The following is a 13,148-nucleotide window of genomic DNA, read 5'->3' as shown; positions in this document are numbered from 1 at the left end:
GGGCCGCCCCGCGCCCCCCCCCCCCCCGCCCCTGGGGACCCCGTCTCACATGGAGGGTTCCGCGCCCGGTGACGGGGTGACGACCTTGGGCTCGCGGCGGAGCATGGCCCGCAGCCGCTTCTCGAGCGGGTACTCGTACAGCCGGTACAGCCCCCACGACAGCAGCACGCTGACGACCAGGCCGGCCAGCACGTGCGGCAGGTGCGCCCAGGTCGGCTGCGGGAAGTCGTAGAGCGACTGACGCCCGAAGGCGTGCTTGGCGATGGGGAAGAGCACCAGGAAGTGGATCAGGTAGAAGGCGTAGGACCACTGGCCGAGCGCCACCATCGGGCGGGAGCTCAGCAGGCTGCGCCGGCCGGCCAGGTCGTTGGTCGCCGCCGCGGCGATGAGCAGCGCGAACACCACGATGCTGCCCCGGTTGGCGGTCTCGGCCAGCGCGGTCGGCCAGACGCCCGACCACGACCAGGCCCACAGCGCCGCGAAGTAGCCGACCGTGACGGCGGTCGCCGTACGCAGGCCCACCGGGCAGCGCCAGCCACGGCGCACCGCGGCGGCGATCACGATGCCCAGCACGAACTCGCTGACCCGCGAGATCGGCGAGTGGGTGGCGAAGTAGTACAGGTCGGAGGTGAACCAGTTCTCCCCCGTGAGCTGCGGGTTGGCCAGCCAGAGCCACACGCGCGTGCCGATGCTGACCGCGATGAGCGCGGCGGCGATCATCACCATCTGGCGCAGCGTGCGCCGCACGATCGGGCGCACCACGAAGGGGAAGACCGCGTAGAAGAACGCCTCGCACGACAGGGACCAGGAGACGGTGTGCGGCACGGCGTCGCTCTGGAACGACGACGGGAACCACGCCTGCACCATGAGCAGCGTCGCGACCGTCCACCACACCAGCGCGGTGCCGCCCTCGGTGGGCCACAGCTGGCCGCCGACGAGCAGCGCGACCGCCGCGACGGTGGTGATGAGCAGCGACGGCCAGATCCTGGCGAAGCGGCGCCAGTAGAACTTCGGGGCGGTGTCGTTGTCGAAGAACGTCCAGGTCAGCACGTAGCCGGACAGGACGAAGAAGAACGTCACCCCGGCCGTGCCGAGGATGAACAGCTCGTTGAGGTAGGGCAGGGGCAGCAGGATCGCGACGTGGCTGAAGAACACGCCGAACGCGGCGAACCACCTCAGCCCGGTCAGTGACTCCAGCCGCGTCCTCGGCGGTCCCTCGATCGTGGCCGCCGAGGACCTGGTCAGCGCCGATGTCATGACGCCGTCTCCTTTCCGGTGAGGCCGGCCTCCGCGCGGCGCTCGTCGATGAGTGCCGCCTGGCGGCGGACGGTCGCGTGACGCAGCAGGTCGGGGAGCTCCACCTCGACGCCGAACGCCACCTCGTAGCGCAGGCTCAGCCGCGCCAGGGTGAGCGAGTGGCCGCCGAGGTCGAGGAAGCCGTCGGAGGCGCCGATCTCCTCCACGCCGAGCAGCTCGCGCCAGATGCCCGCGACGGCCTCCTCGGTGCCGCCCGCGACGGGCACGTGATCGCCGTCGTCTCCGGGGGCCTCGGGGTCGGGCAGCTCCTCGTGGGCGACGTCGCCGGCCGCGGTCCTGGGCAGGGCGTCCAGGACGGTCACGGAGCCCGGCACCTGGTACTCGGGCAGGTGGGCGGTGAGCGTCGCCGGGTCGATGTCCTGCCCGGCGACGTAGGCGGCGAGCCGCTCGTGGCGCACGTCCACGGCGGCCTCGGTGACGCCGGGCCGGTCGGCCAGCGAGCGGGCCACCTCGTCGGTGTCCACGCGGAACCCGCCGACGGTGAAGATCCGGCCGAAGCGGCCGAGCAGTTCCACCGAGCCGTCGGCCAGGGTGCGGCCGCGGTCTCCCGTGGCGCCGCCGCCGACGTGGATCTCTCCGGGTACGCCGATCGCGGCGGGCCGTCCCGCGCGGTCGGTGACCTCGACGGCGACGCCGGCCAGCGGTTCCCCGAGGGGCACGCCCCTGCGGGGCTCGGCCAGCGGGTCGACGCGGCGGGCCGCGGCCCAGCGCTCGCCGTACAGGGTCCAGGTGGGGACCCTCGCGGCCAGTTCCCCGGCGAGACCGGCGGGGGTGGCGGCGTCGCACAGCGCGGTGAACGGGCGGTCCCCGGGCAGGCCGTCGTGCTCCAGCAGCGTCCGCCAGGCGGGCGGCGGGGCGTGCACGACGGTGGCGTTCCCGGCGAGGGACGCCAGGCGTCCGGCGTCGCGGGCGGCCTCGGGCGGCGCGGTCACCAGGTGCGCGCCGTGCGTCAGGGCCAGCAGTACGGCCTGGTGGAAGGCGGCCGAGGAGGGCGGGGCGAGGGTCAGCACGGTGTCGGCGGCGCCCAGGCCGATCCGCGAGGCCAGGTCCGCGACCGGCGCGGCACCGTCGGGGACACCGCCGGGGACACCGTCGGGGGCCTCGCCGCGAGCACCGCCGGAGCGGGCTTCGGGGACGGCTCCGGGAACGGCCGCGGCTCGCGGGACGGTTCCGGGAACGGCTTCGGAGGGGTTCACCTTGAGGTGGGCGTACCACCACACCACCGGGTCGGGGCTGTCGGCCGACGGCGCCTCGGCGCCCATCCGCACGGCGGGCGCCAGGGCCTCGGCGCGCGCGTCGAGCTCGGCGTAGGTGAGCGTGCCCTGCGGGGAGGTGACGGCGGGCGCGTCCGGCGCGAGGCGTACCCGCTCGGCCAGGGCGGCGGCGGGTCCCTCGGTGCCGGGCCCCTCGGCGGCGGGCTCCGGTGCGGGGAGGCGCGGGGCGGCGGGCAGGGGCAGGTCGATGACGGGCCGGTCGGGGTGGGCGCAGGCCTCGGTGACCAGGAGCGTGAACTGCTCGGCGATCACCTCGATCGAGGCGGGGTCGAACAGGTCGTCGTTGTAGCCCCACAGGCCCGCCATGCCGTCGCCGTCGACGCTGAAGTCGACCATGAGGTCGAAGTGCGACACCTCGACGTCGGGGACGAACTCCGAGGCGCGCACGCCCGGCAGGTCCAGGAAGACGCCGTCGTTGTCGCGCACCCCGAGCCCGGCCTGGAACAGCGGCGTGTGGCTCTGCGGCCGCTGCGGGTGCAGCTCGCGCACCAGTTCCTCGAAGGGCATCTCCTCGTGGTCGCGTCCCTCGACGGAGGCGTGGCGCACGCGGCGCAGCAGCTCGCGGAAGGTGGGCTCCCCGCGCAGGTCGAGACGCAGGCAGATGATGTTGATGAAGCAGCCGACGAGTTCCTCCAGCTCGGGCCGGATGCGGCCCGCGGCGGGGACGGCGGTGACGATGTCGGCCTGGTCGGCGTGGCGCGACAGCAGCACGCCGTAGACGGCCAGCAGCACCGTGAACGGGGTGGTGCCCTCCTCGCGCGCCACGGCGCGCACGGCCGTGACGACGTCGCCGGGCAGGCGGGAGCGGTGGAAGCGGCCCGCGCGGCTCCGGTGGGGCGGGCGGGGCCGGTCGGAGGGCAGGTCGAGCAGGCGGGGCACGCCGTCGAGGGTGCGCCGCCAGTAGTCGACCAGGCGGGAGCGCACCTCCTCGGTGCGCAGCCGCTCGCGCTGCCACAGGGAGAAGTCGGTGTACTGCAGGCCCGGTTCGGGCGGGCTCGCCGACCCGGTGTAGAAGGCCTGGACCTCGCGTCCGACGATGCCGAAGGACGGGTCGTCGAAGACGATGTGGTGGAAGGTCAGCACGAGGACGTGGTCGTCGGGTCCCAGGCGGAGCAGCAGGGCCCGGTACAGCGGCCCGTGCCGCAGGTCGAACGGCGCCAGGATGTCGTCGGCGGCCGTCCGCGCGGCCTCGGCCTCGGGGTCGGGCTCGCCGGTCAGGTCGACGGAGCGCAGCACGGTGGCGGGCGCGTCTCCGGCGCGCTGCACGGGCATGCCGTCGATCTCCTCGACGGTGGAGCGCAGGATCTCGTGGCGCCTGATCACCTCGCACAACGCCCGGTCGAGGGCTGCGGCGTCAAGGGGTCCGCGCAGGCGCAGGGTGGCGGGCACGTGGTAGAACCCGAATCCCGGGTTGAACTTCTCGCCGAACCAGATGCGTTCCTGGGTGGAGGAGACCGGTGTCCCCGAGGCGGGAACGTCGTGTCGCGGGATGCGGTCCCGCTCGCGCCGCCGTCGGGCGATCAGGTCGTGCACATTGTCCGCGCTCTTGGAAATCGTCATCGTCGTTTCCTCACGTCTGTGGGGTGCAGCGTGAATGCATAATTTTGCGTCAGGATATGTCTGAATAAGTGAAGGCATTTGTTCTCTATTGCGCGAAGGCGGCGAAACAGGTATGGAGCTGCGAGGGGTGACAGCGCTGGTCTCCGGGGCCGGCGGAGGACTGGGCGCGGCGACCGCGCGCGAGCTGGCCGGGGCCGGGGCGCACGTGGTCGTGGCCGACCTCGACGCCCGTACGGGCGAGAAGGTGGCCGCCGAGACGGGCGGCACGTTCGTCGAGACCGACGTGACCCGCGCGGAGTCGGTCGAGCACGCCGTGCGGGTCGCCGCGGAGGTCGCGGGGCCGTTGCGCGTGGCGGTGAGCTGCGCGGGGATCGCGCCCGCCGCGGGCACGGTCGGCCTGGACGGGCGCCCGCACGACCTGGAGACCTTCGAGCGGGCGCTGGCCGTCAACGTGGTCGGCACGTTCAACGTGATGCGCCTGGCCGCCGCCGCGATGGCCGTGACCGACCCGCTGGACGGCGGCGAGCGCGGCGTGGTCGTCAACACCTCCTCGGCCGCCGCGGAGGACGGCCAGGCAGGTCAGGTCGCCTACGCCGCCTCCAAGGGCGCGGTCGCGGCGCTGACCCTGCCGGCCGCCCGCGACCTCGCCTCGATCGGCGTGCGGGTCTGCGCGCTGTCGCCCGGCCTGTTCGACACCCCGCTGTTCGCGGCGATCCCCCCGGAGTTCCGGCGCTCGATGGAGCGGCAGATCGTCTTCCCGCCCCGGCTCGGGGAGCCCGCGGAGTTCGCCCGCGCGGTCCGCGCCGTGTGCGAGCTGGGCTACCTCAACGCAGCGGTCGTCCGGCTGGACGGCGGCCTGCGCCTGCCGAGGAAATGAGGGGGACATATGAGGGAATCGCCTGTTCAACCCGTGAGCGAGGTCTCCGCGGAAGGCGCGGAAGAACCGCCGGACGTTTGAGCGCGGAACGTCCGAGCAGAACACCGGATCCAAGAACGCCCCGACATCTCGCCGGCGGGATGCGAGTAGCGTCCCGTACGTTTCCAAGGTCACCGATCGAGGGAGATGAAGAAATGCTCACCCCACCCGACGGAATGCCGAGAATCACCCCGGTCCTCTTCTACGCCGACCTCGGCAAGGCCATCGAATGGCTCATCGAGGCGTACGGATTCGAAAAGCGCAAGGTGCTGAACGACGACGACGGGGCCGTCGTCCACGCCGAGCTGTCGTTCGGCGAGGGCGTCGTGCAGCTGGCCGGGACCGGCGACGGCCACCAGCACCGGCCGCAGGGCGAGGGCGAGCTGCGCCAGAGCCTGTACGTGTTCGTCGACGACGTGGACGAGCACTACGAGCGCGCCAGGGCCGCCGGAGCGGTGATCCGCGACAAGCCCGACACCCGCTTCTACGGCGACCGCAACTACACCACCGAGGACATCGAGGGCCACCACTGGGTCTTCGCGCGCCGGGTCGAGGAGATCCCGTACGAAGAGATAGACACCCCGTGAGCGCCGTCGAGCAGGTCAGGGAGCTGTACGAGCGCTACCCCTGCCCCTCCCTGACCGTCGGCGACGACCTGATCCTCGACCTGGCGCTCGGCATCGGCATGGCCGTCAGGGACAAGACCCTGGAGGGCAGGCGGGTGCTGGACGCCGGGTGCGGCACCGGCCACCAGCTGCTCGGCCTGGCCTCGCAGTACCCCGGGGCGAGCTTCACCGGGATGGACCTGTCGCAGTCGTCGCTCGACGTGGCCCGTGAGCTGCGCGACCGCAACAGGCTGACCAACGTGGAGCTGGAGCGGGGCGCCATCGGCGGGGACGGGTTCGAGGGGCCCTACGACCTGATCGTGATGACCGGGGTGCTGCACTGCCTCGACGACCCCCGCGCCGGCCTGGCCTGGCTGGCCGAACGGCTGGCGCCCGGCGGGCTGATGTACCTGTGGCTGTTCCACAGCTTCGGCGAGCACCAGCGGCTGATCGACCGCGAGCTGGTGCGGCTGCTGTCGGGCGGCGACACCGGCGAGGAGGGCCTGTCGGTGGTGCACCGGCTGGGGTTCGGCCGGTCGGCGGGCCGCTACGGCACCCACTCGTCGGCGACGGGCGACCCGCGCGACCAGGACGTGCTGGACGCCGACGCCTACCTGCACCCGGTCATGCGCACCCACCGCTTCGGCGACGCGGCCCGCCTGTTCGAGGACCTCGACGGCATCGGCTGGTTCGCGCTGAACGGCGTCAACTGGGACGGCGGCGGCAAGATCCTGGACCTGGGCCGCCGCCACCCCTCCTCCCCGGTGTTCCTGTCGGACGCCGACCTGTTCGACGACGAGGACCTGCTGGCGCGCTACGCCGCGCTGCCCGTCGCCGAGCGCGCCGCGGTCATGGAGCTGCGGCTGGCGCCGACCGGCTTCACCGTCGTGGCCGGGACCCCGGGCGCGGAGGAGTCGTGCGAGCCCAGGATCGCGGGCAACGTGCTCCTGAGGAACGGAACGGCCACGCCCGGCGGAACCGGCGGGTGACCGGCCCGCGTCCGGGCCGGCCTCCCCCGGCCCGGACGCGCCGATCCCCCAGGAGACTTCACAGCCGATCCCCCGGACTTCGAAGGACACGGCACGACGAGACGGCCTCCCCGCCCGGGGAGGCCGTCTCGTCGCGTCGTGTCAGGTGAGCAGTTCCGAGAGCCTGGTGTCCGGGTCGGCCACGGCACGGGTGAGCAGCGCGGCCACCCGGGCGAGCCGCTCCTCGGCCTCCGCACGGTCCCACAGCTCGATCGCGTACTCCAGGTCGAGCACGACCCGCTCCCCGGCCATCCCGGCGTACATCTCCAGCTCGTAGCGGTTGGCCCTGGTGTGGACGTAGTCGAAGCCCACCTCGCACCCGGTCAGGTCCGGGATAGCGGGCCCGTCGCCCGCCCAGTCGGAGGTCACCTGGAACAGCGGCATCCTGCGCGGGTCGGGGTGGATCCCCATCGCCCGCACCACCTCGTTGAACGGGGTGCTCTGGTGCGCGTACGCCTCCAGCACGGTCCTGCGCACCCGCCCGGTCAGCTCGGCGAAGGTGGGGTCGCCGCCGCAGTCGAGGCGCAGCGCCACCATGTTGACGAAGCAGCCGACCACGCCCTCCAGGCCCGGCAGCGGCCGGTTGTCGACGGTGGTGCCGATGACCACGTCGTCCTGGCCGCTCCACTGCGCCAGCATCGCCGCGAACGCCGCCGTCACCAGCATGTAGGGGGTGGCCCTGCTCTGGCGTGCCAGCGCGAGCAGCCGCCGCGACTCGGCGGGCGGCAGACGGTGGGCGATCATCTCGGTGTCGCGGCTCTCGCGGCGGCCCTCCCGCGTCCTGGGCAGGACCAGCTCGGGCGCGCCGCGCAGCCGCTCGCGCCAGAACCGTTCCGACGCCGCGGCCTCCGGGCCGCCGAGCCATGCCTGCTCCCAGGCCACGTAGTCGGCGAAGCGCAGGTGCGGCGCGGCGGGCGCGGCGTCCCGGTCGGAGTACAGCCGGCCCAGCTCGCCCACGAGCAGGCCGATCGACACCCCGTCGGTGACCAGGTGGTGCTGGACGAGGGCCAGGACGTGGTCGTCGTCGCCGAGCCGGTAGAGGACGGCCCGCACGAGCGGCGCGACGGACAGGTCGAAGCCGGCGTCGGCGTCGCGCGCGGCGCGGCGGGCGGCCTCCGGTTCGCGTTCGTCCTCGGGCAGGTCGGCGAGGTCCTCGACGGGAAGCTCGACGCGCACGCCCGGGTCGAAGCGCAGCACCGGCACGTCGCCCACGAGCGCCACGCGGGCGCGGAGGTTGTCGTGCCGGGCGACCAGCGTGTCGAACGCGCCGCGCAGCGCGTCCACGTCGAGCGGGCCGCGCACCCGGTAGGTGACCGCGGCGATGAAGTCGCGGGCGTCGCCGCCCGCGAGCTGCTCGTTGATCCAGATCTGGAGCTGCGCGGTGGACAGGGCGCTGGTGGCGGACTCCCCCGCGTCCCCACCCTCGGTGCCGCCGTCCCCGTGCCCGGCCGCCCCGATCTCCCCGGACCGCCCGGTCTTTCCCGGGGCGGGGGCGGAGGCGCGGCCGGCCTGCCCGGCGTCGGCGAGGGTGCGCTCAAGCGCGGGGTGCTTGGCGGCCATGTAGTCGGCCAGGTCGGCGGGCGTGCAGTGCTCGAACAGGGCCATCAGCGGGACGCGCACGGCGAGCACGGAGGCGATCTCGCGCACCAGCCGGGCCGCCAGCATCGAGTGGCCGCCCAGGGCGAAGAAGTCGTCGTCGGGCTCCACGGCGTCGAGGTTCATGACGCGCGCCCAGATGACGCAGAGCGCCGCCTCCAGGGCGGGCAGCTCGTCGCGCTCGTCGCGCTCGCCCGCGTCGGGCAGCAGGCCGGTCCTGACCCGCCCGTCCTCGCCGCGCGGGATGCGGTCCACCGGTACGACGACGGCGGGCACCATGTACTGCGGCAGCCGCTCGACCAGGGTCGCGCGCAGCTCCCCGGCCTGCGACTCACCGGCGACGGCGTAGGCGACGAGCTCGCGCCCGGCGGCGCCCTCGACCGCCACGACGGCGGCGTCGCGCACGGCCGGGTGGGCGCGCAGGGCCTCCTCGACGTCCTCCAGCTGTACCTGGAAGGAGCCGAGGCCGACGAGCCGGTCCTCGCGTCCGCGCTCGACCACCCGCCCGTCGGGCCTGCGGGTCGCCAGGCGGCCGGTCGGGCCCGGGGTCCCGTGGCGGACGAGCTGGCCGACGGCCCCGGCGGGGAGCACGTTGCCGTCGTGGTCGACCACGGTCACGTCGCCCTGGGTGAGGGTGGCCAGCTCCTCCGGAGAGATCATCGGGATCTCCGACAGGGTTGTGGAGGGGGCCTCGGCGACCGCCCGCAGCACCCGGTCGTAGTGGCGCATCACGCGGGCGATCGTGGCCTCGTCGAACAGGGCGTCGTCGTACTCGACGAAGAAGTCGACCCGGTCGCCGCGCCGCACGGCCTCCACCGCGACGTCGAAGCGGGACCGGCCGCGGGTCGCCTCGGCCTCGGTGGCGGGCACGCCGCCGACGGAGCGCTCGGCCGCGCCGGCGTCCCACATGGTGAAGACGACCTGCACGAGCGGGGTGTGCCCGGCGTCGCGCTCGGGCTGCAGGAACTCCACCAGCTTCTCGAACGGGACGTACTGGTGGTCGAAGGCGTCGAAGGCCGCCTCGCTGACCGCGTCGGCCAGCTCGGTGAAGGGCAGGTCGCCCGCCGGGCGGAGCCGTACGGGGACGATGTTGGCGAAGAAGCCGAGGGTGCGGTCGAACTCGCGCCCGGGACGGCCGGGCGCGCCGGTGCCCAGCACCATGTCGCCGCGGCCGGTGTAGCGGTAGAGGGTCGCGGTGAAGGCCGACAGCAGCACGGTGAACAGGGTGCCGCCGACCCGCTCGGCGACCTCGCCGAGCGGGCCGGTCAGCTCGGGCGCGAGCGGGAAGCTCTCGCGCCTGCCGGCGCTGCCCCGCCGCCTCGGCCTGGGCCGGTCGGCGGGCAGTTCCAGCACGGTGGGCGCGCCGTCGAGCACCTCGCGCCAGTGGTCGACGTCGGCGGCCAGGCGCCCGCCGGCGAACTGGTCGCGCTGCCAGCGGGCGAAGTCGCCGTACTGGGCGGGAGGCTCGCCCGGCGGCTCGCCCCGGTAGGCGGCGTCCAGCTCCTCCAGCAGCAGGTTCATCGAGAACCCGTCGCTGATGATGTGGTGCACGCCGAGCACGAGCGCCTGCCGCCCGGAGCCCAGCGTGACGAGCGAGACGCGCAGCAGCGGTCCCGCGGCCAGGTCGTAGGGGGCCTCGGCGACCTCGCGGGCGTACTCCATGAGCGCCTGCTCGCCGCCGACGGACGCCTCCCGCAGCACCGGGCCGTCCTGCCGGACGGCCTGGACCGGGTCGCTGCCCTGGTAGACGAAGGTGGTGCGCAGCACGTCGTGCCGCGCCACCACCCGCTCCAGTGCCCGCGCGAGCCGGGCGGCCTCGAGCGTCCCGTCCAGCACCAGGACCTTCAGCTCGTTGTACGAGCCGTTGCCCGGGTCGTCCTGCTCGACGAACCAGAGCTGCTCCTGGAGGTAGGACAGCGGGGCCGTGCGCACGGGCAGGCCGGTCACGACGGCGCCTCCGTCCTCCTGGCGATCACCCACAGGAAGCGCGACTCCCCCAGTGGCGTGCGCTGCGCCACGACCTCGTCGCGCTCGGGGGCCAGGCCCGCCTCGCGCAGCAGGCGCAGGTTCTCCTCGGTGGGGAAGCCGGAGAAGAACATGGTCGAGCCGAACCACTCCTCCACGGCGCCGGGGATGTCCTCGGTCATCAGCGTGGCCAGCAGCAGGCCGCCCGGCCTCAGCCAGCGGGCGATGCCGCCCAGCAGCGCGGGCAGCTCCTCGCGCGGCAGGTGGGTGAGGGTGTAGATGGACACGACGGCGTCGAAGGAGGCCTCGGGGAACTCCGCCTCGGCCATGTCGGCCTGCACGAGCGTCGCGCCGGGCAGGGTCTCCCCGGCGAGCCTGAGCTGCTCGGCGGAGATGTCGACGGCGGTGAGGTCGTGCGCCTCGGCCACCAGGCGCGACGACTCGTGCCCGCCGCCGACGCCCAGCTCCAGCACGGAGGCGCCCCGCTCGGGGAGCATCCCCAGCAGGGTGTTCGTCCACGTCATGCGGGGGGCGTCGGAGAACTCCGACTGGAAGGAGGCGTAGCGTCCTGCGATGTCGTCCCAGCCCTCGCGGACGATGTCCTTGATGTCGGAGCGGACCTCGGAGTCGACGGCGTCCGCGACCCCGGCGACGGTGGGCCGGTCGAAGAACTCGGCGACCGGCACCTCGATGCCGAAGGTCGTGCGCACCCGGCCGAGGAGCTGGATGACCTGGATGCTGGTGCCGCCCATCTCGAAGAAGTGGTCGTGCGGGCCGATGGAGTCCACCTCCAGCAGCGGGCGCACGATCTCCTCGGCGACCCTGCGCCTGGTCGGCGTCCACTCGGCGTCGTCGGCCGCGCCGCTCGTGCCGGCCGTGCCGCTCGTGCCGGTCGTGCCGGTCGCGTCCGGGGTCCCGGTTCCCGCGCGTTCCGTCCTGGCCTCGGCCAGGGCGTCGCGGTCGGCCTTCCCTGCCGGGGTGAGCGGGATCTCGGGCACGTGGACGAACTCGTTGGGCACCAGCGGGGCCGTCAGCCACCGGCCCGCGGTCTCGCGCAGCTCGGCCACCGCGGGCGGTTCGGTGGTGGTGGACACGACGTAGGCGATCAGGCGGGCGTCGCCGTCGCCGAGCGCCTCCGCCTCGACCACCGCGTGCGCGATCGCCGGATGACGGCACAGGGCCGCCTCGATCTCCTCCAGCTCGACGCGGACGCCGCGGACCTTGACCTGCCGGTCGGCCCGCCCGGCGAAGACCAGCTCGCCCTCGGGGGTCCAGCGCACCAGGTCACCGGTGCGGTAGAGCCGCTCGCCGGGCGTGGCGGCGAAGGGGTCGGGCACGAAGGAGAGCGCGCTCGTCCCGGGCCGGCCCAGATAGCCGCGCCCGAGTCCGGGGCCGCCGACGTAGAGCTCGCCGACCGTGCCGATCGGGACCGGGCGCATCCTCTCGTCCAGCGCGTACGCCCGGTGGTTGGGCATCGCGCGGCCGATGGGCGGCGAGGTGTCCCAGTCGCCCTCGCACTCCTGGGTGATGACGCCGACGGTGGTCTCGGTGGGGCCGTAGCTGTTGACGAACCTGCGTCCGGCCGCCCAGCGGGTGGTGAACTCCCCCGAGTAGCTCTCGCCGCCGACGGCCAGGACCCGCAGGTCGGGGAAGTCGCCCGGCTCCAGCAGCCGCAGCATGCCCGGGGTGCCCATGTAGACGGAGATCCGCCGCTCGCGCAGCAGGTCGCGGAAGCGCTCGGACGAGGTGCGGGTCTCGGTGGAGGCGACGTGCAGGGCCGCCCCCGACAGCAGCGCCCCGAAGGCGTCGAAGGTGGAGACGTCGAAGGCGATCGAGGAGAACTGCACGAAGCGGTCGCGCGGCGAGAGCCCGTACAGGTGCTGGGCGCCGCGGACGAACGCGGTGACCGCGCGGTGCTCGATGAGGACGCCCTTGGGCATCCCGGTGCTGCCGGAGGTGTACATGACGTAGGCCAGGTTGGCCGGGTGCAGCGGCACCCCGGGGTCGCTCTCGTCGCTTCCCGGATGGCGGTCGACGTTGACCACGAACCACGGGCCGGGCGGCACGTCGGCCTCGGTGGTGGAGTCGGCCAGCACCACCGCGGTGCCGGCGTCGCGCAGGATCGCCTCCAGCCGCTCGGGCGGGTTTCCCTCGTCGACCGGGACGTACGCGCCCCCGGCGGCGAGCGTGCCGAACATGGACACGACCATGCTCGCCGAGCGGCGCTGGTAGATGGCGCAGCGGTCCTCGCGGCGCAGGCCCAGGCCGAGCAGGTGCCCGGCCAGGCGGTTGGCCGCGCGGCGGACCTCGTCGTAGGTGAGGGCCGTGCCCTCCTCGTCCGTCAGCGCCGTGGCGGCGGGCGACCTGGCGACCTGGGCGGCGAACCGTTCGACGACGGTCGCCGGCTCGTCGGCCAGCTCGGTGCGGTTCCACTCCTCGACGACCAGGCGCGCGTCGTGCTCCTGGATCGTGTCCATCGGCTCCTCCTTAGGGGGCCCGTTCCTCCGGGACCGTTCGTCGGTGCTCTGGCGGGTCAGGACCGCTCGCCGTCCATCTGGCGGCGCAGGCTCAGGGGACGCATGTCCGTCCAGACCTCTTCGATGTGGGCCAGGCACTCCTCGCGGGTGCCGCTGTGGCCGACACTCCGCCAGCCCTCGGGAATGTCACGATCGGTCCACCAGATGGAGTACTGCTCCTCGTGATTGCACACCACCGTGTATCCGGCGGACCCGGCGGACCCGGCGGACCCGGCTTGTCCGGCTGACTCGGCCATCGGAATCTCCTTCGCGTCATTCGTCATTCGCAACAGCGCACCTACGAACAATGCCATGGTCGAGCAGAGGCCATTTAACGTACTTTCCGCGAAATGTTAGGGTTTTGAAGGGGA

General features: G+C 73.6%; 8 protein-coding genes. 3 read left to right on the top strand and 5 right to left on the bottom strand.

The genetic code is table 11. From position 1 onward, the window contains the following. Nucleotides 1-45: 45 nt before the first annotated feature. Nucleotides 46-1,257, bottom strand: coding sequence for an acyltransferase family protein (locus tag ACLQ2R_RS22620; RefSeq protein WP_425962372.1), 1,212 nt, complete (start codon nucleotides 1,255-1,257; stop codon nucleotides 46-48). Continuing rightward, nucleotides 1,254-4,151: a condensation domain-containing protein gene (locus tag ACLQ2R_RS22615; RefSeq protein ID WP_425962370.1), complete on the bottom strand. Its 2,898-nt coding sequence runs from the start codon at nucleotides 4,149-4,151 to the stop codon at nucleotides 1,254-1,256. Before ACLQ2R_RS22615 ends, ACLQ2R_RS22620 begins: the two co-directional genes overlap by 4 nt. Nucleotides 4,152-4,263: 112 nt before the next feature. Here ACLQ2R_RS22615 and ACLQ2R_RS22610 point away from each other — a divergent pair, with 112 nt between their 5' ends. The 3 genes from ACLQ2R_RS22610 (at nucleotide 4,264) to ACLQ2R_RS22600 (ending at nucleotide 6,661) form a co-directional block, all read left to right on the top strand. Next, complete coding sequence (locus ACLQ2R_RS22610; protein ID WP_425962369.1) at nucleotides 4,264-5,028, top strand: SDR family NAD(P)-dependent oxidoreductase; 765 nt, start codon at nucleotides 4,264-4,266, stop codon at nucleotides 5,026-5,028. A gap of 194 nt (nucleotides 5,029-5,222) precedes the next feature. Then, nucleotides 5,223-5,654, top strand: a complete 432-nt coding sequence (locus tag ACLQ2R_RS22605) for a VOC family protein (protein WP_425962368.1) — start codon at nucleotides 5,223-5,225, stop codon at nucleotides 5,652-5,654. Further along, nucleotides 5,651-6,661: a class I SAM-dependent methyltransferase gene (locus tag ACLQ2R_RS22600; protein ID WP_425962367.1), complete on the top strand. Its 1,011-nt coding sequence runs from the start codon at nucleotides 5,651-5,653 to the stop codon at nucleotides 6,659-6,661. The genes ACLQ2R_RS22605 and ACLQ2R_RS22600 overlap by 4 nt, the downstream gene beginning before the upstream one ends. A 141-nt stretch (nucleotides 6,662-6,802) precedes the next feature. On the opposite strand, the gene ACLQ2R_RS22595 is transcribed toward ACLQ2R_RS22600, so the two are convergent. Genes ACLQ2R_RS22595 through ACLQ2R_RS22585 form a run of 3 tightly spaced genes read right to left on the bottom strand, consistent with a single transcriptional unit; the run spans nucleotide 6,803 to nucleotide 13,034 of the window. Then, entirely contained in the window at nucleotides 6,803-10,276 is a 3,474-nt protein-coding gene (locus ACLQ2R_RS22595) for a condensation domain-containing protein (RefSeq protein WP_425962366.1), read from the bottom strand. Further along, entirely contained in the window at nucleotides 10,240-12,738 is a 2,499-nt protein-coding gene (locus ACLQ2R_RS22590; RefSeq protein ID WP_425962364.1) for a non-ribosomal peptide synthetase, read from the bottom strand. Before ACLQ2R_RS22590 ends, ACLQ2R_RS22595 begins: the two co-directional genes overlap by 37 nt. A gap of 56 nt (nucleotides 12,739-12,794) precedes the next feature. Further along, the gene (locus ACLQ2R_RS22585; RefSeq protein ID WP_425962362.1) at nucleotides 12,795-13,034 is read right to left on the bottom strand and encodes an MbtH family protein; all 240 of its coding nucleotides are present in this window, start codon (nucleotides 13,032-13,034) and stop codon (nucleotides 12,795-12,797) included. Nucleotides 13,035-13,148 lie beyond the last annotated feature (114 nt).

Source organism: Streptosporangium sp. DT93 (assembly GCF_049844535.1).
In the GTDB taxonomy this organism is placed as follows: Bacteria; Actinomycetota; Actinomycetes; order Streptosporangiales; family Streptosporangiaceae; genus Streptosporangium.
The sequence above is the reverse complement of the archived record's forward strand: the minus strand, read 5'-3'. Positions and strand labels throughout refer to the sequence as shown.

Excerpts from the sequence above, each read along its gene's own strand:
- ACLQ2R_RS22620 (WP_425962372.1), bottom strand. The coding sequence starts at position 1,257 with ATGACATCGGCGCTGACCAGGTCCTCGGCGGCCACGATCGAGGGACCG.
- ACLQ2R_RS22615 (WP_425962370.1), bottom strand. The coding sequence starts at position 4,151 with ATGACGATTTCCAAGAGCGCGGACAATGTGCACGACCTGATCGCCCGA.
- ACLQ2R_RS22610 (WP_425962369.1), top strand. The coding sequence starts at position 4,264 with ATGGAGCTGCGAGGGGTGACAGCGCTGGTCTCCGGGGCCGGCGGAGGA.
- ACLQ2R_RS22605 (WP_425962368.1), top strand. The coding sequence starts at position 5,223 with ATGCTCACCCCACCCGACGGAATGCCGAGAATCACCCCGGTCCTCTTC.
- ACLQ2R_RS22590 (WP_425962364.1), bottom strand. The coding sequence starts at position 12,738 with ATGGACACGATCCAGGAGCACGACGCGCGCCTGGTCGTCGAGGAGTGG.
- ACLQ2R_RS22585 (WP_425962362.1), bottom strand. The coding sequence starts at position 13,034 with ATGGCCGAGTCAGCCGGACAAGCCGGGTCCGCCGGGTCCGCCGGGTCC.